This is a genomic window from Cytobacillus gottheilii, assembly GCF_001636345.1.
Classification (GTDB): domain Bacteria; phylum Bacillota; class Bacilli; order Bacillales; family Cytobacillaceae; genus Cytobacillus; species Cytobacillus gottheilii.
The window spans coordinates 3,643,726-3,666,845 of sequence record NZ_KV440945.1 but is presented as its reverse complement, the minus strand read 5'-3'; the positions used below and the strand labels follow the sequence as shown (position 1 = coordinate 3,666,845).

26 protein-coding genes and 3 pseudogenes are annotated in these 23,120 nt (G+C 39.0%); 25 read left to right on the top strand and 4 right to left on the bottom strand.

What is annotated here, in order from left to right; genetic code table 11:
• Positions 1-141: 141 nt before the first annotated feature.
• From A6754_RS17770 to A6754_RS17725, 10 genes and pseudogenes are all read left to right on the top strand, one after another.
• Positions 142-903, top strand: a pseudogene (locus A6754_RS17770) (YqcI/YcgG family protein).
• Positions 904-1,709: 806 nt separating this feature from the next.
• On the top strand, positions 1,710-2,261 hold the full coding sequence (locus A6754_RS17765) for a sulfurtransferase TusA family protein (RefSeq protein WP_066448955.1): 552 nt from the start codon (positions 1,710-1,712) through the stop codon (positions 2,259-2,261).
• A 12-nt stretch (positions 2,262-2,273) separates the two neighbouring features.
• Positions 2,274-2,669, top strand: a complete 396-nt coding sequence (locus A6754_RS17760) for a DsrE/DsrF/DrsH-like family protein (RefSeq protein WP_066448952.1) — start codon at positions 2,274-2,276, stop codon at positions 2,667-2,669.
• A gap of 70 nt (positions 2,670-2,739) precedes the next feature.
• The gene (locus tag A6754_RS17755) at positions 2,740-3,867 is read left to right on the top strand and encodes an MBL fold metallo-hydrolase (protein WP_066448949.1); all 1,128 of its coding nucleotides are present in this window, start codon (positions 2,740-2,742) and stop codon (positions 3,865-3,867) included.
• A gap of 62 nt (positions 3,868-3,929) precedes the next feature.
• The gene (locus A6754_RS17750) at positions 3,930-4,157 is read left to right on the top strand and encodes a sulfurtransferase TusA family protein (protein ID WP_066448946.1); all 228 of its coding nucleotides are present in this window, start codon (positions 3,930-3,932) and stop codon (positions 4,155-4,157) included.
• A gap of 63 nt (positions 4,158-4,220) precedes the next feature.
• Positions 4,221-5,000 (top strand): sulfite exporter TauE/SafE family protein, encoded by a 780-nt coding sequence (locus A6754_RS17745; protein ID WP_066448943.1) that lies wholly within the window; start codon positions 4,221-4,223, stop codon positions 4,998-5,000.
• 66 nt (positions 5,001-5,066) lie between these two features.
• Positions 5,067-5,363: a rhodanese-like domain-containing protein gene (locus tag A6754_RS17740; protein WP_066448940.1), complete on the top strand. Its 297-nt coding sequence runs from the start codon at positions 5,067-5,069 to the stop codon at positions 5,361-5,363.
• Between the two features lie 45 nt (positions 5,364-5,408).
• Positions 5,409-5,768: a rhodanese-like domain-containing protein gene (locus tag A6754_RS17735; RefSeq protein WP_066448938.1), complete on the top strand. Its 360-nt coding sequence runs from the start codon at positions 5,409-5,411 to the stop codon at positions 5,766-5,768.
• A gap of 15 nt (positions 5,769-5,783) precedes the next feature.
• The gene (locus tag A6754_RS17730; protein WP_082851730.1) at positions 5,784-6,083 is read left to right on the top strand and encodes a rhodanese-like domain-containing protein; all 300 of its coding nucleotides are present in this window, start codon (positions 5,784-5,786) and stop codon (positions 6,081-6,083) included.
• Positions 6,084-6,148: 65 nt separating this feature from the next.
• Positions 6,149-6,391, top strand: coding sequence for a glutaredoxin family protein (locus A6754_RS17725; protein WP_066448933.1), 243 nt, complete (start codon positions 6,149-6,151; stop codon positions 6,389-6,391).
• Positions 6,392-6,955: 564 nt separating this feature from the next.
• Here A6754_RS17725 and A6754_RS17720 read toward each other — a convergent pair.
• Positions 6,956-7,795, bottom strand: coding sequence for a YitT family protein (locus tag A6754_RS17720; protein WP_066448928.1), 840 nt, complete (start codon positions 7,793-7,795; stop codon positions 6,956-6,958).
• Between the two features lie 344 nt (positions 7,796-8,139).
• On the opposite strand from A6754_RS17720, the gene A6754_RS17715 reads away from it, so the two are divergent.
• From A6754_RS17715 to A6754_RS17690, 6 genes are all read left to right on the top strand, one after another.
• The gene (locus A6754_RS17715; protein WP_066448924.1) at positions 8,140-9,129 is read left to right on the top strand and encodes a ZinT family metal-binding protein; all 990 of its coding nucleotides are present in this window, start codon (positions 8,140-8,142) and stop codon (positions 9,127-9,129) included.
• 105 nt (positions 9,130-9,234) lie between these two features.
• The gene (locus A6754_RS17710) at positions 9,235-10,893 is read left to right on the top strand and encodes a metal ABC transporter solute-binding protein, Zn/Mn family (RefSeq protein WP_066448921.1); all 1,659 of its coding nucleotides are present in this window, start codon (positions 9,235-9,237) and stop codon (positions 10,891-10,893) included.
• Between the two features lie 392 nt (positions 10,894-11,285).
• Positions 11,286-11,999: a metal ABC transporter ATP-binding protein gene (locus A6754_RS17705; RefSeq protein ID WP_371806968.1), complete on the top strand. Its 714-nt coding sequence runs from the start codon at positions 11,286-11,288 to the stop codon at positions 11,997-11,999.
• Positions 11,945-12,778 carry a metal ABC transporter permease gene (locus tag A6754_RS17700; protein ID WP_066448918.1) on the top strand — a complete coding sequence of 278 codons (834 nt, stop codon included), beginning with the start codon at positions 11,945-11,947 and terminating at the stop codon, positions 12,776-12,778. Before A6754_RS17705 ends, A6754_RS17700 begins: the two co-directional genes overlap by 55 nt.
• Before the next feature lie 264 nt (positions 12,779-13,042).
• Positions 13,043-13,378 carry a PadR family transcriptional regulator gene (locus A6754_RS17695; RefSeq protein ID WP_066448915.1) on the top strand — a complete coding sequence of 112 codons (336 nt, stop codon included), beginning with the start codon at positions 13,043-13,045 and terminating at the stop codon, positions 13,376-13,378.
• A gap of 1 nt (position 13,379) precedes the next feature.
• Complete coding sequence (locus tag A6754_RS17690) at positions 13,380-13,718, top strand: DUF1048 domain-containing protein (protein WP_066448912.1); 339 nt, start codon at positions 13,380-13,382, stop codon at positions 13,716-13,718.
• A gap of 258 nt (positions 13,719-13,976) precedes the next feature.
• Here the strand turns inward: A6754_RS17690 and A6754_RS17685 are convergent, their stop codons facing one another.
• Complete coding sequence (locus A6754_RS17685) at positions 13,977-15,224, bottom strand: IS4 family transposase (RefSeq protein WP_066442575.1); 1,248 nt, start codon at positions 15,222-15,224, stop codon at positions 13,977-13,979.
• A gap of 423 nt (positions 15,225-15,647) precedes the next feature.
• Between A6754_RS17685 and A6754_RS17680 the strand changes: the two genes are divergently transcribed.
• Positions 15,648-16,160 (top strand): AAA family ATPase, encoded by a 513-nt coding sequence (locus tag A6754_RS17680; RefSeq protein ID WP_257298470.1) that lies wholly within the window; start codon positions 15,648-15,650, stop codon positions 16,158-16,160.
• A 334-nt stretch (positions 16,161-16,494) separates the two neighbouring features.
• Here A6754_RS17680 and A6754_RS17675 read toward each other — a convergent pair whose 3' ends face one another.
• Entirely contained in the window at positions 16,495-17,106 is a 612-nt protein-coding gene (locus A6754_RS17675) for a YdhK family protein (protein WP_066448908.1), read from the bottom strand.
• A gap of 301 nt (positions 17,107-17,407) precedes the next feature.
• Between A6754_RS17675 and A6754_RS17670 the strand changes: the two are divergent.
• Positions 17,408-17,887, top strand: a pseudogene (locus A6754_RS17670) (GyrI-like domain-containing protein); the annotation flags it as partial.
• A 128-nt stretch (positions 17,888-18,015) separates the two neighbouring features.
• Positions 18,016-18,441 (top strand): annotated as a pseudogene (locus A6754_RS17665) (cupin domain-containing protein); the annotation flags it as partial.
• Between the two features lie 47 nt (positions 18,442-18,488).
• Here the strand turns inward: A6754_RS17665 and A6754_RS17660 are convergent.
• Complete coding sequence (locus tag A6754_RS17660) at positions 18,489-19,118, bottom strand: homoserine/threonine efflux transporter (protein WP_066451714.1); 630 nt, start codon at positions 19,116-19,118, stop codon at positions 18,489-18,491.
• A 139-nt stretch (positions 19,119-19,257) separates the two neighbouring features.
• Here A6754_RS17660 and A6754_RS17655 point away from each other — a divergent pair, with 139 nt between their 5' ends.
• The 6 genes from A6754_RS17655 to A6754_RS17630 all read left to right on the top strand — a co-directional run bounded on the left by A6754_RS17655 (position 19,258) and on the right by A6754_RS17630 (position 23,061).
• A complete protein-coding gene (locus A6754_RS17655; RefSeq protein ID WP_066448899.1) occupies positions 19,258-20,085 on the top strand; it encodes a TrmB family transcriptional regulator in 828 nt (275 codons plus the stop codon).
• Between the two features lie 424 nt (positions 20,086-20,509).
• Positions 20,510-20,890, top strand: coding sequence for a DUF4181 domain-containing protein (locus A6754_RS17650; protein ID WP_066448895.1), 381 nt, complete (start codon positions 20,510-20,512; stop codon positions 20,888-20,890).
• Between the two features lie 72 nt (positions 20,891-20,962).
• Positions 20,963-21,433: an SRPBCC family protein gene (locus A6754_RS17645; RefSeq protein WP_066448888.1), complete on the top strand. Its 471-nt coding sequence runs from the start codon at positions 20,963-20,965 to the stop codon at positions 21,431-21,433.
• Between the two features lie 225 nt (positions 21,434-21,658).
• Positions 21,659-22,126: a MarR family winged helix-turn-helix transcriptional regulator gene (locus tag A6754_RS17640; RefSeq protein WP_180320245.1), complete on the top strand. Its 468-nt coding sequence runs from the start codon at positions 21,659-21,661 to the stop codon at positions 22,124-22,126.
• Positions 22,119-22,754 carry a nitroreductase family protein gene (locus tag A6754_RS17635; RefSeq protein WP_257299215.1) on the top strand — a complete coding sequence of 212 codons (636 nt, stop codon included), beginning with the start codon at positions 22,119-22,121 and terminating at the stop codon, positions 22,752-22,754. The genes A6754_RS17640 and A6754_RS17635 overlap by 8 nt, the downstream gene beginning before the upstream one ends.
• Positions 22,755-22,767: 13 nt before the next feature.
• Complete coding sequence (locus A6754_RS17630; protein ID WP_066448868.1) at positions 22,768-23,061, top strand: putative quinol monooxygenase; 294 nt, start codon at positions 22,768-22,770, stop codon at positions 23,059-23,061.
• Positions 23,062-23,120 lie beyond the last annotated feature (59 nt).

Below are 23,120 nucleotides of genomic sequence, written 5' to 3'. Positions count from 1 at the left end.
AACATAGTAGAAATTCTACTCATTCAGACAACTCTTACAGTATGTTGAAAAACGAAGTTTACTAATTAATGGCGATGCCCAATTATTTACGGACATCTCTCACTTGTGCAGGAGTCAGAATATATTGATGAACAACTGGAGGTGAACAGAGTGAGAGAATTATATACAGATGCCCCCTCACACCGAGAAGTGCTGGATGATTGGGAACGAACAGCACTTGAACAATTTTCTGAAAAAATGAGTGATAAAACCAAGCCATTTCCTTGTATCCCGGCGACTATTGGGTTTTCAAAAAATCAATTGCGATATGGTTTTATTGGGGACCCGCGGAATGAGGAAACGTTATATGAACTAGCAGCCATACTAGGCAAGTTCACCAGAGAATCTAAACATTTCGGGCCCTATACTTCACTGATTATTTTTTATCAGACACCAGTTGATTTGAAGGAGACGTATACAGTGGAGGATTACGAACAGCTTTTCTGAAAGCAGCTTAGTGGTTTAAGTGCCGTTGATGCTGAGGAATGGCCAGAAGATATTCCGGTAGATCCTCATCATCCAATTTGGGGGTTTTGTTTCAACGGAGAAAAATACTTTATGTATTGTGCCACTCCTGCTCATGTCAGCCGTCAAAGCCGCCATTTTGACAATATGATGCTTGCAATCACTCCCCGGTGGGTTCTGCAGGAATTTAATAAAAAAGAAAAATTTGCGCGCAGCATTAAAAAGAAAGTCCGTGAAAGATTGACCAAATACGATGATGCGACCATCCACCCAGACTTGAACAGTTACGGATCTGAGGACAACTTTGAATGGAGGCAATATTTTCTTCGAGATGACGATACTTCCTTATCGAAATGTCCCTATCATCGGATGCTGAAATTTTTAAAGCTTGATAAGTAAAAAGGCACAGGAATAGAACTTCCTGCCGCTTTAACCATTTAGCTAAATCGTCTCATTCAGAATACCATTCATTTTGGCAATCGTGGCAAATTCCTTTTGCAGCAGCGCTAACTCATGTTTTTAATGGATGCTGCATCATGATAAATCCCTTTATGGTCTGTAATCTCAAAAGCCGCAATGGCGTCTTCAACTAAAATTGTTTTAAACCAATGTTGGCACTCATCCGCGTAGTTGTTGAGACACCATGCTGAATAGACAAGCCTGTAAATCACAACCAATCGATTTGATTCGCTTTCAAATCATTCTCCAGCTCTGTGCCAATAAAGCCGCTGTTTGCATTTTTGGTGTGTATACCAGTTCATTTGAGTGCGGCTTTACATTTTCCCTTTATATCTGTCCCTAGCATGTTCTTATAGTAATGAAATGGTTTTAAACATATTTTTTTAAATAATAATTTTTCGAAGTTATCATTTATACTCAACACATGAACTTTAAATTGTACATACTTAAGACTTCAGTGTATTTCCGATTTTAAACATATAAGTATCCTGATATACACTTCCAGGCTTCTTGAGAAGTATTTTTTAAGAGGAATAACCTAATTATACTTTCGCATTCAAAAAAAGATATTTCTAAAGAAAATAAACAAACGGATTGACAATTTACCCTATGGGGTATAATATGAGTCTTGTAATTGATTTTTACTAAGAAGATATTTTAGCAAACAAACTAAATTTTTTTGTTTTAGAATATACCTATATGGGTATATATTTTTTTCTATTATAAATACCACAGGGGGTAAAATGATGCTTCAAGCAAATATGCAGCTGGATGCAAAAGGGTTAGCATGTCCAATGCCGGTTGTAAAAACAAAAAAAGCAATGACAGATCTTGCAGAAGGTCAAGTACTGGAAGTTTTAGCAACAGACAAGGGCTCAAAAGCAGACCTCGCTGCATGGGCAAGTTCTGTTGGACATCAGTATATCGGAACAGTGGAAGATGAAGACATTCTTTATCACTATATTCGAAAGGGCAACAATGAACCAGAAGTGGAAAAAGCCTTTGAACAAACTGTAGCACTTAAGGATTTAGATACCCGTGGGGGGATGATTCTTGATGTGCGCGAGGCAGCTGAATATGCATTTGGTCATATTAACGAAGCCAAATCGATTCCGATGGGTGAACTGGAATCACGTCTAGAGGAATTAGATAAAAATGAAGAAATCTATGTGATATGCCGTACAGGGAAAAGATCTGATTTGGCAGCACAGCTATTAGCAAAAAACGGTTTTACAAAAGTTTTTAACGTTCTGCCAGGAATGAATGAGTGGAACGGAATTCTAACAAAAGAAATCTAGGAGGAATTGATTATGTCAAATAAAGTAGCTATTATCGCAGCAAACGGTGGAATGTTTGATGCATACAAAGTATTTAATATTGCAACAGCAGCAGCAGCTTCAGAAAAGGAAGTACAAATTTTCTTCACTTTTGAAGGACTAAACTTAATTCATAAGCAGGCAATACATGCATTAGAAATGCCAGCTGGAAAGGAGCATTTTGCTGAAGGATTTAAAAAAGCAAATGTTCCTTCCATCCCTGAGCTAGTAGAAATGGCACAAGAACTTGGCGTTAAATTTATTGCATGCCAAATGACAATGGATGTTATGGGACTTGCCAAAGAAGATTTCGTTGATGGAATTGAAGTTGGCGGAGCTGTAACATTCCTGGAATATGCTAAAGATGCAGCACCAACATTAACATTCTAATGATAGGCAGTGGGGAACTTTCTCCACTGCAAAAAAATACTTAAAAATATACCTAGGGGGGTAATTAAAAATGACAGTAAGTAAATGGACGGCAGCAAAAATTGCCCGAAAAGTAATTGATAAGAAAGAACTGTTTATTTTAGATGTACGCAATGCAGATGCATTTGCTGATTGGAAAATTGAAGGTCATAAATTCGACTATTTAAATATTCCTTATTTTGAATTGCTGGATGGAGTAGAGGGAATTCTGCCACAACTACCGGAGGATAAGGAAATATTAGTGGTATGTGCCAAGGAAGGGTCATCAGTTATGGTAGCAGAAATGCTATCTGAAGCGGGCAGGGAAGTTGCTTATCTTGAAGGCGGAATGAAATCCTGGAGCAGCTATTTAGAGCCTATAAAAGCAGCGGATTTAGAAAATGGCGGAGAGCTCTATCAGTTTGTTCGATTAGGAAAAGGCTGTCTATCTTATATGGTCATTTCAGAAGGTGAAGCTGCTATTTTTGACGCTGTACGATTTACAGATGTTTTTATAAATTTCGCAAAAGAAAAAGGTGCAAAAATCAAGCATGTGTTTGATACGCACTTACATGCAGACCACATTTCTGGCGGAAGGCATATTGCTGCTGAAACGGGTGCATTTTATTATCTGCCAGAGGAAGATGCTGCAGAAGCCGTATTTGATTACACACCATTAACGAATAATCTCAACGTGAAAATCGGTGCATCTCAAATAAATGTAAGTGCGCTATATTCACCTGGTCATACGATCGGCTCCACTTCATTTATGATTGACAATAAGTTTTTACTAACAGGTGATATTCTTTTTATTGACTCAATTGGCCGTCCAGATTTAGCCGGACTTGCAGAAGATTGGGTTGGAGACTTGAGAGATACATTATACTCTCGTTACCGTGAACTTGCAGAAGATCTGGTTGTATTGCCTGCTCACTTCATGATCATTGACGAATTAAATGAGGATGGCACAATAGCAAGGCGCCTAGGTGATTTATACAAAGAAAACCATGGTTTAAACATTGAAGATGAAGCGGAATTCCGCCGTACCGTTACAGACCAGTTGCCGCCGCAGCCAAATGCGTATGAACAAATTCGTCAAGTCAATATGGGGAAATTGAATCCTGATCATGGTGAACAAACCGAAATGGAAATTGGGCCGAACCGCTGTGCAGTTCGATAGGTGAAAACGGAGACTGAACCTAGAAAGATACATTAAATAAAAGTATTAAAAGAGCTATTCACATGAATATTACAAAAACATTAGATGCAAAAGGTCTTACATGTCCTATGCCGATCGTTAAAACAAAAAAAGCAATGGACACTCTTAACTCCGGGGAGATCCTCGAAGTTCTGACAACAGACAAAGGAGCGCTAAGCGATATTCCAGCTTGGGTGAAATCAGGCGGTCATACCATCTTAGAGCAGAAAACAGAAGTAGAGACTCTATATTTTTATATTCAAAAAGCATAATGAAAACCAAATAGCGAGCAGTCATCATTGCTCGCTTTTCTATACTGGAAAGAAGGCTGGATTATGGACGTAATATTTTTAATCGTGGTATTTGCTATTGGATTTATTGGTTCTTTTTTATCCGGTATGTTAGGTGTTGGCGGTTCAATCATTAAATATCCAATGTTATTGTATATTCCGCCATTATTCGGCCTTACAGCTTTTACAGCTCATGAGGTTTCAGGCATAAGTGCCGTACAAGTGCTTTTTGCTTCGATTGCCGGAGTCTGGGCATATCGGAAAGGCGGATATTTAAATAAGCAGCTCATTATCTATATGGGAGGATCCATTCTGATCGGCAGCCTAATCGGCAGTTTTGGATCCAGCTATTTATCAGAGCAGGCAGTGAACATTGTATATGGAATTCTTGCTGTCATTGCAGCTGTTATGATGGTGATGCCTAAAAAGCAGGCAGATGATGTGCCGCTAAATGAAGTGACATTTAATAAGGGACTTGCAGCCATTTTAGCACTAATCGTTGGAATAGCATCTGGAATTGTTGGTGCTGCAGGAGGATTCCTGCTTGTGCCGATCATGCTGACAATCCTCCACATTCCAACGCGAATGACGATTGCAACAAGTCTGGCCGTTACGTTTATTTCTTCAATAGGCGGCAGTATAGGGAAACTCGTTACCGGTCAAGTAGACTATTGGCCAGCAATCATTATGATTACGGCAAGCCTGTTAGCAGCTCCACTTGGCGCAAAAGCTGGCAAAAACATAAATACAAAGATGCTGCAATTACTTTTAGCACTAATGATTGCAGGAACAGCCGTGAAGATTTGGTTTGATATTTTAGTGTGAAAGTTGCGGCTTGATACTCCCAAGCTTTCGATAAATACCTAAACATTTTAAATCGGAGGTTATCACTTGAAAGAAATTACGGCAAAGGAATTAGAACAGAAACAAAACACAAGAGAAAAATTAAATATTGTTGACGTAAGGGAAGACGAGGAGGTAGCAATGGGGAAAATCCCAGGAGCAAAGCATATCCCACTTGGGCAGATTCCAGCTCGGCTAAATGAATTAGATAAACAGGAGCACTACTACATCGTGTGCCGATCAGGCGGAAGAAGCAGCAATGCATGTCAATTTCTTATTCAAAATGGCTATAACGTAACAAATATGGCAGGCGGCATGCTGGACTGGGAAGGAGAAGTAGAATAGTCTCTATTTCTCTATCAAAAAAATTACCGAATTAGGAGTGATCATATGGGGATCATTGAATGGATTTTGTTAATCATCGTTTTTGCATTTCTCGTTAGTCGTTTTATGCCTGTAAAAGGCGTCAATAAAATTGGTGTTCAAGAAGCTAAAGGTAAATTTAAGGATAATGGCGTTCAATTTATTGATGTTCGCACACCTGGTGAGTATAAAGCAAATCATCGCAAACCTTTTCAAAATATTCCACTGTCAAATATGTCCATTGAAATTGAGAAACTGGACAAGGAAAAAGAGGTCGTTGTCATATGCCAAAGCGGAATGAGAAGTACTAAAGCTGCAAAGATGCTTAAGAAAAACGGCTTCCAAAAGATATACAATGTTAAAGGCGGTATGAGTGCCTGGATTTAGGAAAGGATGACAGTCATGGCAAAATTAGTGACACCTGAGGAAGTAATGAAAAGAATTCAAACTGGTGAAGAAGTCAATATAATCGATGTTCGCGAAAAGAGCGAAACAGCAGCTGGCATAATTCCAGGAGCAGAGCATATTCCGTTAGGACAGCTGGTGTTGCGTAAATCGGAACTGGATCAGGGAAAAGATTATATTATAACTTGTCAATCAGGCAACCGCAGCAAAGCTGCATGTGGAATAATGGAAGCATTAGGTTATAAGGTCGAGGACATGGCTGGCGGTATGAATGCATGGAGCGGAAAAACCGAGTGATATCTAAATAGCATGCATGCCGGCTGTTTTAATCTGCATAAATTGAAGGAATAGAGGCATCTATTATGAATCAGGATATAACCATTTACACCACTACAATGTGCCCTGTGTGTGCTATGGTAAGGGACTTTTTAACACATATGAATATTGAATTTAAAGAAGTGAATGTCGACATGAATCCTATAGCGATGATTAAACTAATAGGAAAAACTAGAAGACTCTCGGTTCCGCAGACACATATTAATGGGAAATGGGTTTTTGGTTTTGATCCGGAAAAGATCATGGTTGCCCTTAAGCAATCCAATTAAAAAGAAAGGAGGAATCATTCATGATGAAAGTTACACCGGCAGCTATATCTGCGATCAAAAAAGAAATACAGACCTTTATCGATGAAGGCAAAAATCCGTTGATCCGCTTATCAATGGGCATTGGCTGAGGAGGTCCACAGCTTCGTCTGGCTCTGGAAGAGTCAGCTTTAGAGAATGATGAAATAACAGAAGTAAATGACATTCAATTTTTAGTGAACGAAAGAGATCAAGTGTATTTTCATAATGTCAAAATTGATTATGTAAAAGGATTTTTTGGAGGCGGGCAATTTAAAGTTATTAACCTTTAAATCTGTAAAACGTCTTTTAAGAGATTCATGCATAAATAAAAATCCCGGAACAAATATCGGCTTCCCGATATGTTCCGGGATTTTTATTTGTCTTCATGGATTCTGTTCGTCTGCTAATATTCGGGTTCTTTGCAGGGGAAGAACTATAGGAGGATTTTAGTAACAAAGATTCTAGCAATGATTTAATTGCAAGTACCAGTGAACATTGCCATAGAAAAAACTGCCTCCATTTGTTTTAGACAGGAGGCAGTTACAATTACGTCTTTGAAATATCCAGAAAACCTTCACCAAATACATCGCGCACATCATGGATGGTCAAAAAGGCATTTTTATCAGTTTTTTGTACAATTCTTTTCAATTTTACAACTTCCTGTTTACTGATGACGATATATAAAATGTCTTTTGATGTTTTTGAGTAATAGCCATGGCCGGAAAAAACGGTCACCCCGCGGTCCATTAAGCTGTTTACCTGCTGCGCAATAATGTCTGGTTTCTCCGAAATAACGGTAATAGCCTTTTTCGGGTTGACCCCTTCAATGATATATTCCATTACTTTTGTACCTATATATAACATGACGATCGTAAACATGAGGCTTTCCATCCCAATGATAAAATAAGATGAAAATGCCACGATTAGGTCAAAAAATAATAACCCATAGCTGATGCTCCAGCCAAGATATTTATTTGTGATTCTTGCAAGAATAGTAGTTCCGGCCGTTGTTCCCCCGACTCTAATAATTAACCCGATCCCTACTCCGGCAAAAATGCCTCCAAAAATGGCATTAATCATAATTTCATCTGAGGAGATACTCCAAAACATGGTCAGCTGCAGAAAAAGGGAGTGAAAAACAACCGCAATAATGGTATAAATCGTTGTGATTTTACTTAAAAATTTGTATCCTGCAATAATTAAAATTCCGTTTAATAGTAAACTGACCAACCCGGGTGACCATTCAAACAGGTAATATAAAATAATCGTAATTCCTGTTACGCCGCCTTCACCAAGATCATTTGGAATAATAAATAGATTTACAGCTAAGGCAAAAATAAATGCACCTAGTAAAATATAAATGATATCAATAACTCTTTTCTTCACGGTTAACCTTCCTTCTCAAGATGTATATCTCATTTAGTCCCTACCTATCTTACTACAGACCACAGCATGCGGAAACACCTCAATCAACTTCTTACAGAATAAAAACATAAATGAACTTCTAGAGACATAGTATTGATTTGGGTATGGACCGTAAAGACATGAAAGTTGGCCGCATCCAGAAGAAAGAACCAACTATAATCAGAATCAATTTGATTATATATTCCTAATTTACTATTTTTACCATTATAACCCCAAAAAAAGCTTGACAGATGATATGATCAAGTGTTAGTTTTTAAAACGTAATAATTACGATTTAAATACATATGAGATGGGGAGAGGGAAAGATGAAGAAACTATTATTTAGTTTGCTGTTCCTGACTGTTTTCTTAGCAGCTTGCCAGGGAACGAATGAGCAGGTTGATGGAACAGAGGAAACAGAAGCAGAGGTACATGAAGAAGAGGATCATCAACATGATGAAGAAACGAATCATCAAGATGCCCCTGAAAATGTAAAAATAGAGGGACTTGGTGATCATTACCATACTGGTGACGAAATTAAGTTAACAGCTGTCCTGGATGAAGAAACAGAATATGATCATTGGCATTGGTATAGCAGAGAATCAGCTGATGATGAATGGGTAAGCGTTGAAGGACAGGAATCAGAAGTATTTACGGCAGAAGCAGAGATTAATGGATTAGAAGTCAAAGCCGTTTTGCTAGATGATGACCACAATCCAAGTGTTCAATCCGCTCCTGTGACAATTGTTATTGATGATCATCACGGAAACGATGAAGCGAGCAGACAAATTTATAATGGTTATTTTGAAGATGAGCAAGTAGAAGATCGCCCATTGACTAACTGGGAAGGTGATTGGCAGTCTGTATATCCATATCTTGTATCAGGAGATTTAGATGTTGTATTTGAACATAAAGCAGAAAGCGGAGATATGACCGCAGAAGAATACAAAGAGTATTACACAACAGGTTATATAACAGATGTAGACCGCATTACGATTGAAGATAGCGTTGTTACTTTTTATGAGAATGGCCAAGAGAGTTCAGGAACATATGAGGCAGACGGCTATGAAATTCTTCAGTATGAAAAAGGGAACAGAGGAGTTCGTTATATCTTTAAATTAACAGATGGCGCAGAGAACATGCCTCAATTCATTCAATTTAGCGACCATAGTATTTTCCCAGTTGAATCCTACCATTACCACTTATATTGGGGAGATGACCGCGCAGAATTGTTAGAAGAAATGGATCATTGGCCAACATACTATCCTTCCGATTTGGATACAGACGGTCTAGTGCGTGATATGTTAGCACATTAATTCTGCAGGTTTTAAAAAAACACCATATAATTTTGTTGAAATTAGGAGAATTCTAGACGTTAAATCGTAATTATTACGTTTTTATGCAGTTGGAGGGAAAGAGAAATGAAAAAATGGTTTGGTTTAATGCTGGTCATGTCTACTATTCTATATGGCTGTCAAAGTTCCGACGAAAACAGTGAAGAAAATACAGAAGGTAAGCTATCTGTTGTTACATCCTTTTATCCGATGTATGAGTTTGCCCGCCAAGTGGCAGGAGAGCGAGCCGAAGTCTCATTAATGGTATCAGCTGGTGAAGATGCCCATCATTATGAGCCAAGCGCTAAAGATGTTGCAAAGGTAAATGAAGCAGATGTGTTTGTCTATAGCAGTGAAGAGATGGAACATTGGGCTGAAAGCTTATTAGAAACGACTGAGAATGAGAAATTAGTTGTTGCGCGTACAGCGGATGGTGTGGAATCAGCTCATAGCCATGAACATAGTGGTGGTGAAGAACAAGAACCTGTAAACATTGAAATCCAAGGTGCTGCTGAACATTACCATACTGGTGATATGATCAAATTAAGTGCAGTAACAGATAATGGTGCAGAGTTTGAACACTGGCACTGGTATACGAGGAAAAGTGCTGACGATGAATGGGCAGCAATACCAAATGAATTTTCCTCCGAACTTGAATATTTAGCATCCATAGACAATTTTGAAGTTCGTGCAGTCTTATTTGATGATAATCATAGAGAGTTTGCAGAATCCGAGCCTGTAAAAATTGTTATTGATAACCATGGCGAAACACCTGGCCACGGGGAAGAAGAAGGACATGAACATGGCGAAGAAGAGCAAGAGCATAGTCATGAGCATGGTGATGAAGAAGGTCATGAGCATGGCGATGAAGAGGGACATGATCACAGTCATGGTGAAGGTGAGGAAACAAATCACGATCATGAACATGGAAGTGCAGAAGGTGTTGAGTCTGTAGAGATCATTGGATTAGCAGATCACTATCATACAGGTGATGTCGTTACCCTTGTGGCAGAACTGCAAGGTGAGGCGGACTTTCAGCATTGGCATTGGTATTCACGCTCAGGAGAAGACGAGGAATGGGAAGCTATTTCTGGTCAAGAAACCGATCATTTTGAATATAAAAATACAGGAGAGAGCTTTGATATAAAAGCAGTCCTGCTTGATGATGATCATAATACGTATGCTGAATCAGAGCCGATTTCCGTTTTAATTGACGACCATGAAAATAAGGATCCCCATATTTGGCTTGATCCTGTTTTAGTGCAAGAGCAAGTGAAAATCATCCGTGATGCTCTTATCAAAGCCGATCCAGATGGAAAAGAAGTCTACGAAAAAAATACAGAGGCTTTTAATAATGAATTGCAAGAATTGCATGAGGATTACGAAGCTGCGCTAGAAGATGCAGAAAAACGTGTATTTGTTGTACAGCATCAGGCTTTTGGCTACTTAGCAGATCGGTATGATTTAGAACAAATTGCCATTGGCGGCTTATCAACAGAAGTGGAACCAAGTCCTTCACGTATAGCAGAGATTGGAGACTTAGTAAAAGAACATAAAGTGCCGATCATCTACTATCAGCAGGGAGCCAACTCAAGCATAGCTGAAACGGTTGCAGCTGAAACTGGGACAGAAACAGCAACATTGTTTGATTTAGAAGTACTCTCTAAAGAATTAGAAGAAAAAGATTTAGGATATATTGAAGCAATGCGGGAAAACCTGGAGTCTTTGCAGCTGAGTGTTCAGTAATGGAGCAGGGTGGCGTGGTTCGGAAATCGATAAGCGGCGTATCTCTGCGTCAGCTCTTTCACTGCGCTTCTCACGTACGATGTACGTTCCGGTGCTCGTTCGGTCGCTTCCTTGATCTACTTTCTTCTCGCTTCCCTCACGGTTTGGTAAAAAGATGAGTTTGCTACACATGCTTTTTACGCTCTTGGGTAAAGCCTAAAATCCGGTGGGATCTTGCAGATGGGTGGTTAACCGAGGCTATAAACGCCCGAAGTAACATGGAACCCGCAAGTTGGGTGGTTAATAACAGCCAGTAACTCCCCAAAGTCGGGGAGTTACGCCACTATTCTAAATGGTCATATTCCCTCACAGCCAAAATATAAATATACTAGAATCCCATAAAGAAAGGTCGCATGATTGTGCATTATATTGAAGTAGAGAATCTTGCCTTTCATTATAAAGAAGAGCCTGTTTTAGAGAATATCTCTTTTGTGGTAGGTCCAAAAGATTTTGTGATGCTCACCGGAGAAAACGGTGCAGCGAAGACAACGCTTTTGCGAAATATTTTGGGTCTATTAAAACCATCAAAAGGAAGGGTTCAGCTTTCAAAGAAAAATCAATACGGTGAGAAGCTGGTAGTTGGTTATGTATCACAGCAGATTGCCTCTTTTAACGCTGGTTTTCCGAGCACGGTTCTGGAACTGGTTCAATCCGGACGTTATCAAAGAGGCAAATGGTTTAAACGACTCGATCAAGCAGACAAAGAGCATGTTCGCCGTTCTTTAGAATCTGTTGGAATGTGGGACATGCGCCATAAAAAGATAGGGGAATTGTCAGGCGGGCAAAAGCAGCGGATTTCAATTGCGCGTGTGTTTGCAACTGACCCTGACTTATTTATTCTGGATGAACCTACAACGGGTATGGATGTCCATTCCCGAGAAGAATTTTATCAATTATTAAGGCACAATTGCTTAGAGCATGGCAAGGGAATTCTAATGGTTACGCATGATCATGAAGAAATTCGCCATTACGCTAATAAGCATATTGAGTTAGTGCGGAAGGAGGGCTCGCCTTGGAGATGTTTCTCTATGGATTCATGCAAAGAGCTTTCCAAGCTTCCATCCTAATTTCTCTCATTGCCCCCATATTAGGTTTGTTTTTGATTCTCCGCAGGCAATCGCTTATGGCGGACACTCTATCACATATCTCTTTAGCGGGAGTGGCACTAGGTCTGTTAATGGGTGTGAATCCTACATGGACCAATATTTTAGTAGTGGCTGTCATAGCTATTTTATTAGAATTTTTACGGCAAATGTACCGAACCTATTCAGAAATTTCAGTTGCGATATTAATGTCTGCTGGAATGGCTCTGGCACTGGTCTTAATGGGGTTAAACGATGGTGGAGCAACACTTAGCATGACGCAGTTTTTATTTGGCTCCATTGTGACCATTAGTGAACAGCAAATCTGGATGTTAATCGCCTTAACAGCTATTATTGGTGTCCTTTATTTTATTTTTCGAAAGCCTATGTACATTCTTACGTTTGACGAGGAAACAGCTTTTACTGCAGGTTTGCCTATTAAAATGATGTCCATATTGTTTAATGTACTAACAGGAGTCACGATCGCGATCATCATGCCAATCGTCGGGGCTTTGCTTGTCTCGGCTATCATCATTTTGCCCGCGGCCATCTCACTGCGGCTAAGCAAAAGCTTCATGGGTGTCATTTTTCTAGGAATGGTTATCGCCCTTGCCGGCATGCTGAGCGGGTTGGTCGCTTCCTATGAATTAGGTACCCCGCCTGGTGCTTCCATTACCTTAATTTTAATGATCATCTTTGCGGCTGCCACCTTGTTAAAATTTTTATGGCGCCAGGTAAGATTAGGCCGCTTGAAAAGGACATAATATCATTAGCTGAATAATACTCATCCTAAAATGAAATGCCTTAGCCAGCTATATTCTTCAATAAAATAGTGTTTCAGAAGTCTTATAGAATGCCTTCCTGTCTTGCAGGAAGGTGTTTTTTTTCCAAAATTTTAAATTATCCATTTGAAGATAATTGATTAAGGTTGTTGACATCTTTTAGTACTTTGTAATACTATATAGTGGTAGTTAGTAATACAGAATACTGTTAATACAGAGTACTTAAATATAATGGAGGATAAAATTTTGGATAATATTACTGAAATGCTGAAAGGAGTGCTGGAAGGGTGTGTGCTCGAAATCATCAGCAGCGGCGAAACATATGGCTATGAGATCACACAGCAGCTGCGGGAACTCGGCTTCACCGATGTCGTTGAAGGCACGGTCTATACGATTACAATGCGGCTCGAGAAAAACAATCTGGTGAACATTACGAAAAAAGCCTCCACTAAAGGACCGCCAAGAAAATTCTACACACTCAATGAAGCCGGCCAAGAGCATCTCCAGACGTTTTGGAGAAAATGGGAATTTGTTTCAAGTAAGATTACGGAGCTTAAAACCAAAGAAAAAGGAGAGAAATGATATGAGCATTTTTGAAAAATTGATTGGAAGTCTGGAAGACAAACGGGAATGGAAAGCGCTGGAGAACCGTGCAAAGGCACTTCCAAGCGAATATCACAATGCATATGAAGCCATCAAAAAATATATATGGACCGCAGATGGTCCTTCTGACTGGCAGGACACGAATCGTATTTTTACAGGAATTATTGATCTTTTTGAACAAGGCGCGGCAGAAGGCAAAAAAGTAACGGAGCTGACCGGAACGGATGTAGCTGCATTTTGTGATGAACTGTTGAAGGACACGAAAACGTGGAGAGACAAATACCGCGATAAATTGAATGATACGATTGGCAAAGGGTAATCTCATGCAGCTTGGGCGCATATACGAAAGTAAGGCGTCTGCTGAAAAAACTGCTGGGTTTCTCCTTATGCATAACAAAGCTATTTCGAGAAGTAAATAAAGGGAGGAATTCCACTAGCATTGCAAAAATATCCACAATGGCGCACCGGGATTGTTTTATATTACTTTTATGTATGATTTTCCCATTCTGATTTCTTGGTTCTGAGCCAAAAAGTCAAGGGGGGTTGTAATTGAACCCAGTTACCCAAAATTTGGATATTATTTTCTTTTTTTCTTATATTTTGCCATCGAGCTAGTACTTACCCCCACTGGTTTTACAATGGCCACACCTGCATCATCAAGTTCAATTTCATTTGGTGGGTGCTGGCTCTTTTGTCTTCCTTTCGATGTTCTTTTTGGTATACGGTGTAACTCTTGGAGAAAACTTTTCCATGTCCTATCGGAATGGATGCGGAGTAAGGTAAGTACTTTCCAGGTAGTCTTTTTCGTTTTCTCAACTAACCGAATATATAAAGTGACACAGTACGCCGTCATCGCAAAGAAAATCTGATTCCAAATTCCTTGTGGTTGGGTACTTTGTAGTTTAACTAGACGCAAATGCTGTTTCATCCACTTGAAAAACAGTTCAATGATCCAACGATGCCGGTACAATTCGGTTACTTCTTCTGATGTCAAATCCCATCGATTGGTTACAACACGGTATTCTTTCCCCTCTTCATCCGTAAATTCAACGAGACGAAGGGGTTGTTCCATGGATCTGAAGTTACTCCCCATGACGACTAAGGCGTCTAGCTTAACCCTGCCCCCATCGGGGGCTTCATAGGATTTTATCACGTTAGCCTTATGCTTAGCTTGGATACGCATCGCGAACGGAATCTGGTTTTCCACCCAATAGTCCATTTTTTTGTAATCCACATACCCGCGGTCCATCACATGGGTCGCATGAGCATCTGTCACGAGCTCAAGCATAACTTCACGATCATCCACATTACCTGTAGAAGGAATGACCATGTCAGGATAAGCTGTACCAGGATCCGTTATGACAATCCGAGTATGGAGCTTCACACAATTACTGTGCTTTGTAAAATACGTCCATTTTCCGAGTGTAGGTCCAAGAAGTAGAGAAGAAGAATCTACAAGATGAAGACGTCCCAAAGAAGGGATCCCTTTGCCGTTACTTGTTAGCTTACTCAATTGGCTAACAGCGGCAAGAAATAACTGCCGTGGAAGTATGGAAGGTAAAGCATTGACTCGTCGACATAGTTGAGAAGCACTAATACTAGTGAGACCAAACAGTTCCTCTGTCCCTTCCATGGCACGAATACGTTCTTCTGTTTCCTCATAGGATTTCCAATTTCCCAATTGCATGGTGACACAAATCTTCATTAAATTTGCGGTGGTCAGTTTTTTTACACCATTGTCTAAAAATGAACACTTAAATGTTTCAAACGGTAAGAAAGATAGGAATTTACTAAATACGTTCTGATCTGATATAATGTTATCCATGAAAGTCTCCTTTAGTAGCAGTCACGGATAACGTGGGTTCAGCTTCTACTTTAGGAGACTTTTTTGTTTGCGTCCATAAAATAGCCTCCTATTTTTTCAATTAATAGGAGGTAATTTTTGGCCTGTGGATACATATGCAATGCTAGTGGAGGAATTCCGCTTATTCCGGGAAACGACCTTAATTCCTGCAAAATAAGCGGAGTTTTTCCGACTATTTGAACAAAAACCTTATATTTCGTTACAAATTTAGCTGTTAACCGGAATATTTCCGCTTATTTCCTCCATTTTAACCTCTTTATACAAATTAACCGGAATTTCTCCGCTTATGAATAGGAATGCAGGGTTGTTTGACGCCGTTTATCAAAAGCAAAAGGGAAAATATACACCATTGTAGAATATGTGAATGAATCCCTGTTTGAGGAGGTGCCATTTATAAAAACAATCCCGAAGAAAATACATATCATTGGGTCGGTGGGAAGCGGCAAAACTTCTCTGGCTAAAGAGCTTTCGGCAAAGTTCACAATCCCATATTACGAGTTAGATAATGTGGTATGGATCAGGCATAAGTCAGGTGATAAAAGAAGGACTGAAGAGGATAGAAAAGATTATTTAAATAGAATTATTCATTCTGAAAGCTGGATCATTGAGGGTGTGCATAATGAAGAATGGGTTGCCGAAAGCTTTCGGCATGCAGAGATCATCATTTTTCTTGATACAAACTATTCAATCCGCACCTATCGGATCATAAAGAGGTTCTTGCGGCAGAAACTGCGTTTAGAACAGGCTCACTACAAGCCCACGGTAAAGATATTCTTTAGTATGTTTAAATGGAACCGACATTTTGAAGACGTTGGGAAACCGAACTTTTTTAATAGGTTTATGATATATCGTAATAAGACCATTGTTGTGAATAATAAAAATCACTTGCACTTATGAATGAATCATACTAGCGAAAATGTTAAGCTGAAATTATGAAACTTGTACGAAAGGGCTGTTTTTATGGAACCAAATTTAAAAAAGAAGAAACCATCTTTTCTATACGCATTAGGTTTATTTCTCGTAATATTTATAGTTGCCTTTCTTGTGTTGTTTGTGTTTGGTGAATGAATTAAAATTTCAGAAATAGGAACCCGTTCAGCGGAAGGGTTCCTATTTTAATGTTAGATGTACAGGAAGATTTAAGGGCTAAAAGTACCAACAGCACTCTTGAACTGTAACCCTAGAGCGGTTTATTTCTTAATAGTTATAGCAATGAAATTCTACAGAGTTACTATAATGAGGATAATTCGCCTTCTGTCACCCATTTATGATAGGTAACAGCTTCTTCCGTTTCAGTGTCAATATAATCAACCATATATACTGTAGTTTGCTCAGCAGAATCAATAACCGCTGCTGCTCCATTCATCCCATCCATATGATCAGCATTTAAAACCACTTCATCACCAGGCTGAAAGGGTGCGGAGCCCTCATTTTCAAGCTCTTCATGTACTACCCATTTATGATCTTTCACTAATTCACCGTCGGTTGTTGAGGTATACGTTACAGAATAAACTGTTGTATCAAAGGCACCGGATATTTCTGCTTCAGCACCGTTCATTCCAGCCATGTGCTGTGCGTTGATAATCGCCTTGCTGCCAACAGGATAGGCTGGTTTTTCTGCTTCTGTCAAACCTTCTGGTACTTCACTAGAACCAGAGTGGTTCATTCCTTCATGATCAGAATGAGCATCTGACTCTTCATCTATCACTGTATCCATCTCTTCATGTGAATGAGAGTCGCTGCCGTTATTTTCGTCTGAGACATTCTCATCACTTCCGCCGCAAGCTGATAAGCCGAACACTGTTAGTAAGGTCAGTATTCCTATTAATACATATTTGTTCATCTGAATTCCTCCATTCAAGCATTTTTAAGTCAGCTAAAAGCTATTTTATTTATAATACCCCCATGAGGTATAATTGTCAAAAGACTTTATAACCACTGGTTTGTTTAATAAGAAAACTAGCTGGTTTCTCAAAAGATGAGAACATGACATGGACGGTTAAGTACTGCCTGAAAAAATAGAGTTCTGGAATAGTCATGGAATCGTACAATGAGAGAAGGAATATGAAGGATTTTAAGAGAAACATTAAATGACTATATTCAGAATTGATCAGTTAAAATAGGTGCTCTTCAAAATTCAATAAAAGAGAGGTAATGAAATGGAGTATCGAATAGAACATTTGGATTTACATATAAAATTGATTGGCAGAGGAACGCAGGTTCAAACAAGCAAAGCGTTTCAAGCAATTCCAGCGATTTGGAATACGGCAACAAAGGATGGCTTTGTACGGAAATTGGTGAATCTGTCGTGGGAAAAACCTAAATGTAAGCTAGAAGGTCTGTTGGGGGTTTGTGGAAAAGAGGCTGTCATTCTAGATGATGAGTTTTCATACTTTATGGGTGTAAGATACGATGGTGAAGTGCCAAGTGATATGGAATCCCTAATTATTTCACATCGAACTTGGGCAGTTTTTCCTGACATAACCACTGCATGGAAGGGATTATATACAGAATGGGTTCCAAGCTCTGGCTACGAACTGGCTAATGTGCCTTGCATTGAGTGTTATTATCCGCCAGAACGTCAACCTAGTAATGAGCTTTGGGTGCCTGTTATAGATAAATAATATACAGCAGCTAAGTTAAATTCCGCTGTTGGGGTGGAATTTTTTTAGATATAAATTCTAGAAATTCTCCATAATATTTCTAATATAATTCCAAGTTCATACAACCATAAAGAGCTGAATCATTTGAGGGTTTGGCGAATCCATCTATTCAGACACTGAAGGTGTTGGCGAAAGCCCTTAATGTTCCCACCTTTAGTTTTTTATTAGAAGAATCTAATACCGAAGAGTTAATCGTTCGGCACAATGAGCGTAAGCAAATGGTGGTTGAAAATCTTTCGTATGAATTGCTTTCTCCAGATTTTACAGGAACATTGGCAACAGCAATTATGAATGTTCCCCCTAACTCATCCTCTTCTGAAAAGCTTCTTGAACATAAAGGAGAAGAAGTAGCATATGTCTTGCAGGGGAAAATTAAAGTGTACCTAAACGATCAGGAGTATATTTTAGACACCGGAGATAGTGTCAAAATTCCAGCATATATGAAGCATAAATGGGAAAATCATTTCGAGGAGCATGCTTCGATTCTTTTTTCTGTCACTCCGCCAGCGTTTTAAGTTATTCGATATTGCAGAAAAAAGCTGCCTAACTTGAGGCAGCTTTTTTAAATCCCTGTCTTAACACCAAATCCAACTAAAATGATGCCTGTTGATTTTTGGAATGCTTTTTGGAATTTAGAATTATTCAGCCATTTTTTGGCGTAATCAATCACATAGACAAGGGTTAGAAACCATAAAACGGCAAGTAAGGTAAGAATGGATGCTAACAGGATTAATTGCTGATTAATGTGTCCGTTTAAATCAATAAATTGAGGCATAATTGTTATATAAACCAGTACGGTTTTTGGATTGAGCACATTACTCAGTAATGCTTGCATAAAGGATTCTTTATTGTGGGTCTTTGAAGAATTCACAGGTGAATTGGCTTGTTCTTTCATTTCCTCTAGAGAAAACACACTTTTAGCAAAGAAGCTTCTGATTCCCAAATAAATTAAATAAGCAGCTCCCAAATACTTGATTGTATTAAAGAGTATAACAGACTGTGCAATGACAACAGATAATCCAAGAATCGCGATTAGCGTCCAAAAGGAGAGTCCAGTAACCATTCCGAGGACCGTATATCGTCCAGCTTTTGTGCCGTAGCTTAGTGTGTTTTTCACCAGAAGCATCGTATCTGCACCTGGAATAATGACCATCATTGCAGCAATCGATATGTATGTAAGTAAACTATCCATCATGTTTTCCCTCCTTTTAATTAGTGACTACCAAGGTAACTACTTTTATGAGTATAGCAGAAGGATTTGGAAATGATCAATACGTTTTGATAAAATAATAGTTACTATAGTAGCGACTAATACTGAGGGTGAACAAGTGATGAAAGAAATTATTTATGAAACATTAAAAAATCTGCATTTTACGGAATATGAAGCGAAAGCATATCTAACCTTATTGGAGGAATCTCCATTAACAGGATATGCCGTAGCGAAAAACTCTGGTGTACCTCGGTCGAGAATTTATGAAGTTCTGGACAGTCTCGCTTTACGCGGAGATATTTTAGTAAGTCCTGGAAGCACGCCGCAATATACCCCTGTTCCTGCTAAGGAGTTAATTAAAAATCGCCGCAGGGAAGCGGAAGAGAATTTTGAACTGGCCGAAAAATCATTAGCAGAGTTTGAACGTTCTGCTAATGACCGGGAAAATATCTGGAATATCACAGGAAGCAGTGAAATCCTTGATAAGGTAAAAGAGTGTATATGCTCTGCCAAAAAGAGAATTCTTTTAGAGGTATGGGATGAGGAGTACGAGGCGTTGGAGCATGAACTAAGGCAGGCAGCCAAAAAGGGTGTGGATATAATCATCATCTCTTATGGTGAAATCACGTCTGATTTTGCTTATGTGTACCATCACTATATGGGAGATGAGATTACTGAAGAGTATGGCGGGCGATGGATCGTTATTAGCTCAGATGATACAGAAGTCGTAGCAGGAATTGTTTCTTTGGGAAAAGATAGCCGTGCAGCATGGACAAGACATGTCGGTTTGGTGATGCCAATTACAGAGTTTATCATTCATGATTTGTATCTCATGGAAATAATGGAGAAGCACAGAGGTCTATTAGAAGAAAGCTTTGGAGATAACCTTATCCATTTACGCCACAAGTTTTCCATGCATCCAGACTTTAAAAAACATTATATAAAATAATGATTAAACGAGATATTGGATTTAGGTCTGTCCCAATTAAATCTTGTCACATTTAACCTAAGCTGCCTCGTTTGGCAGCTTTTTAATTTTATAAAAGGGCAGGTTACTTCATAAGTCACATAGAATTTAAATATAAGGAAATGGAAAAGGTGGTTTATATTTACATGATTGATGTGACACAATGCCCTCAGGTGCAATAATAATGTGAAGCACGGATATATTTTTTTAACTCGCCGAATTAGCTGGTCAGATTCTCCAGAGTCCATTTTTGCTGATGATGATCATGAAGCATTAAGTAAAGGTGCATTTCTAAGATGAAAAAAAATCCACGCTGTTAGATGTGAAAAATGCAGGTTAGTACTGTTTAAACATGAGTAAGTACAGTAGATAAATATAAAATATAGGTGAATGGGGGAAAGTTGTGATGAATTATTTTATCTTCTTCTTATTCTTTTCTGTAGTGTTTTTTGCACTTGAAAGAGTACTGGTTAAGGTATTCGGAATTAAGAGGAAAAGCCTTTCTGAAACAGCTGGTAAAAAGATAGATCAATGGGGACGGGGCATTCTTTTAGTTGTCCATCTGAGTGTGCTGCTGTTTATACTTCAAATGGAATTAAATATTAAATGGTATTTAATTAGCTTCTTTATAACCTCTTTTGGTTTTCAAATGGTCTTGGAGTGGGTGTATTTAAAAAAGACTAAGCAACATATTTTAACCCTTATATATCTAGTGATCTCTGTCCCTATTCTCTATAATAGTGAGATCATTATGGAACAGATTGATTTTATCAGAAATGGTTTCTAACTAAGAACGTTTAAAAAGGATATAGAGATGTAGATGATTCACAAAAACCTATAAAATCCGAGGTGAATTACGTTGAAAGAATGGACAAAGACCATTGAAATAGATGCACCAATCGATTATGTATGGAGCTTTTTAGACGGGCCGGTTGAGAACATGCAGAGGATTATGCCGGGAGTCCTCGAGAATAAACCCGTTAAAGTGACAGAAGAAAAGGTAGGAAGTATTTATCGCCAAAAATATAAAGAAGGCAAAAGAATAGAAGAATACGATATTGAAACTTTAGAATACCTCAATACTCCCGACGAGAAAAACCTGAAAGTTGGTTTCACGTTAGCAAAAATGTTCGAAATTACCGCAAAGTATGAATTAAGAAAAATCAACGATCAGAAAACACAGTTTACATACACTACCAGAAATAAGCCGCTAAAAGCGTTCCTCAAACTATTTTTATTTTTTGCAGGCGATCGAGTTGTAGTGAAGTTTTGTGAGAAGGTGAAAAAAGAGGCAGAGGCTGACTATAAAACTACGTCTGCTATAAGGTGAAAAGGCAATCTGACAAAGAATTTTATGAGTATAAGAGAGATTTTGTGTGAGTTACATAATCTCTTTTTTTATGCAGGTGTTATTGTTTGAAGACATACCCTGCTTAATCAAAATGCGTGTTAGATTTGTTTCTGGTGTGCTCTTTGTTTGACAGTTAAATAACAGCACTGTATTATTGACGTATCAAACATTGACGTATCAATTATATAGAAAGGAGTTCTGCCTGTGAATGCTTGTTCTGTCCGATTGCAGATTTTCCTGCAGCTGCAGGCTGTGAATAAGGAGCTCTGTTCAAAGTTCGAGTCTTGCTTAGGAGCCAGTCCATCTCGAATAGAGATTCTTCATTATTTGCTGCAGCATGAGGAAGTGACTCAATCCGCACTGCAAGGCGAAGTGAATATCGATGCTGCCGCTGTTACCCGCCACTTGAAGCAGCTTGAGGCTGCAGGTACGATTGTACGCTACAAAAAAGCAAATGATCAGCGAGCTACATGGGTAAAGCTGGAGGAAGAAGCGAAGAGACACATACAGCAATCTTTTCACGAAAAGAGTCAATTTGTAGACGAAACTCTTGCCGGCTTTTCAGACGCAGAGCTAGAACAATTTCTGCAGATGCTGAGTAAAGTGAGTGAAAATGTGTCCCTTGTTACAAAGAAACAACTTGGAGGAGAAAATCATGAGCCAAATGTCTAAATATAATAAAGAAGCTTTTCTGGAGATCATGCAGGATCGCCGTTCTATACGCACATATGATGAAAAAGTAAAAATCAGTAAAGAAGAAATGTCTGAGATTCTCGCAGCAGCTACGAAGGCGCCATCTTCAGTTAACCTGCAGCCTTGGCGTTTTGTTGTGATTGAAAGTCCTGAAGCAAAAGCAAAGCTTGCTCCGCTTGCCAAATTTAATCAGCAGCAAGTGAAAACTTCCTCTGCTGTCATAGCTGTTTTTGCTGATCTGAATAATCTTGACTACTTGGAGGAAATTTACGGAAAGGCAGTCGAGCTTGGGTTAATGCCTCAAGATGTAAAGGATAAGCAAGTACCTTCCATCCGCGGGTTGCTTTCTGGGATTACTCCGCAGGCGAATAAGGAAACCATCTTAATAGATAGTGGTTTAGTATCCATGGGAATCATGCTGACTGCAAAGGCATTTGGATATGACACATGTCCGATTGGCGGATATGAGAAGGATCAAATTGGAGAAGCATTTGATTTAGATAAAGACCGGTATGTTCCAGTCATGCTGCTATCTATTGGAAAAGCAGCAGATGCAGGCTACCAATCCTACCGCATGCCGGTTGAACAAGTTGCAGAATGGAAATAAGGAGGAAAAAACAATGATTATTATTCATGCTAGAATGACAGTGAAAGAAGAGAAAAGGGAAGAATTCCTTCAAGAAGTAGAGGCAGTCTTGGAAGGAAGCCGTGCCGAAGAGGGCAATGAATACTACGACTTATTCCAGGATCCAAAAGAGGCTAACAGCTTTATCATGGTGGAAAACTGGAAAGACATGGAGGCTGTTCAAAACCATAATACCAGCAGCCACTTCCAAAAATTCAGCACAGCTGCTAAAGAATTACTGGCTGCTCCACTTGCAGTAAATGTTTATCAAGGTGAGAAATTAAATTGATCGAAAAAGGATGACTAACACAGTCATCCTTTTTATATATAAATTATTTCTTAGGATGG

What these genes read in the sequence shown, in the direction of transcription:
- A6754_RS17765 (WP_066448955.1), top strand. Translation starts at nt 1,710, where the DNA reads ATGCTTCAAGCAAATATGCAGCTGGATGCAAAAGGGTTAGCATGTCCA.
- A6754_RS17760 (WP_066448952.1), top strand. Translation starts at nt 2,274, where the DNA reads ATGTCAAATAAAGTAGCTATTATCGCAGCAAACGGTGGAATGTTTGAT.
- A6754_RS17755 (WP_066448949.1), top strand. Translation starts at nt 2,740, where the DNA reads ATGACAGTAAGTAAATGGACGGCAGCAAAAATTGCCCGAAAAGTAATT.
- A6754_RS17750 (WP_066448946.1), top strand. Translation starts at nt 3,930, where the DNA reads ATGAATATTACAAAAACATTAGATGCAAAAGGTCTTACATGTCCTATG.
- A6754_RS17745 (WP_066448943.1), top strand. Translation starts at nt 4,221, where the DNA reads ATGGACGTAATATTTTTAATCGTGGTATTTGCTATTGGATTTATTGGT.
- A6754_RS17735 (WP_066448938.1), top strand. Translation starts at nt 5,409, where the DNA reads ATGGGGATCATTGAATGGATTTTGTTAATCATCGTTTTTGCATTTCTC.
- A6754_RS17730 (WP_082851730.1), top strand. Translation starts at nt 5,784, where the DNA reads ATGGCAAAATTAGTGACACCTGAGGAAGTAATGAAAAGAATTCAAACT.
- A6754_RS17725 (WP_066448933.1), top strand. Translation starts at nt 6,149, where the DNA reads ATGAATCAGGATATAACCATTTACACCACTACAATGTGCCCTGTGTGT.
- A6754_RS17715 (WP_066448924.1), top strand. Translation starts at nt 8,140, where the DNA reads ATGAAGAAACTATTATTTAGTTTGCTGTTCCTGACTGTTTTCTTAGCA.
- A6754_RS17710 (WP_066448921.1), top strand. Translation starts at nt 9,235, where the DNA reads ATGAAAAAATGGTTTGGTTTAATGCTGGTCATGTCTACTATTCTATAT.
- A6754_RS17705 (WP_371806968.1), top strand. Translation starts at nt 11,286, where the DNA reads ATGATTGTGCATTATATTGAAGTAGAGAATCTTGCCTTTCATTATAAA.
- A6754_RS17690 (WP_066448912.1), top strand. Translation starts at nt 13,380, where the DNA reads ATGAGCATTTTTGAAAAATTGATTGGAAGTCTGGAAGACAAACGGGAA.
- A6754_RS17685 (WP_066442575.1), bottom strand. Translation starts at nt 15,224, where the DNA reads ATGGATAACATTATATCAGATCAGAACGTATTTAGTAAATTCCTATCT.
- A6754_RS17675 (WP_066448908.1), bottom strand. Translation starts at nt 17,106, where the DNA reads ATGAACAAATATGTATTAATAGGAATACTGACCTTACTAACAGTGTTC.
- A6754_RS17660 (WP_066451714.1), bottom strand. Translation starts at nt 19,118, where the DNA reads ATGGATAGTTTACTTACATACATATCGATTGCTGCAATGATGGTCATT.
- A6754_RS17655 (WP_066448899.1), top strand. Translation starts at nt 19,258, where the DNA reads ATGAAAGAAATTATTTATGAAACATTAAAAAATCTGCATTTTACGGAA.
- A6754_RS17650 (WP_066448895.1), top strand. Translation starts at nt 20,510, where the DNA reads ATGAATTATTTTATCTTCTTCTTATTCTTTTCTGTAGTGTTTTTTGCA.
- A6754_RS17635 (WP_257299215.1), top strand. Translation starts at nt 22,119, where the DNA reads ATGTCTAAATATAATAAAGAAGCTTTTCTGGAGATCATGCAGGATCGC.
- A6754_RS17630 (WP_066448868.1), top strand. Translation starts at nt 22,768, where the DNA reads ATGATTATTATTCATGCTAGAATGACAGTGAAAGAAGAGAAAAGGGAA.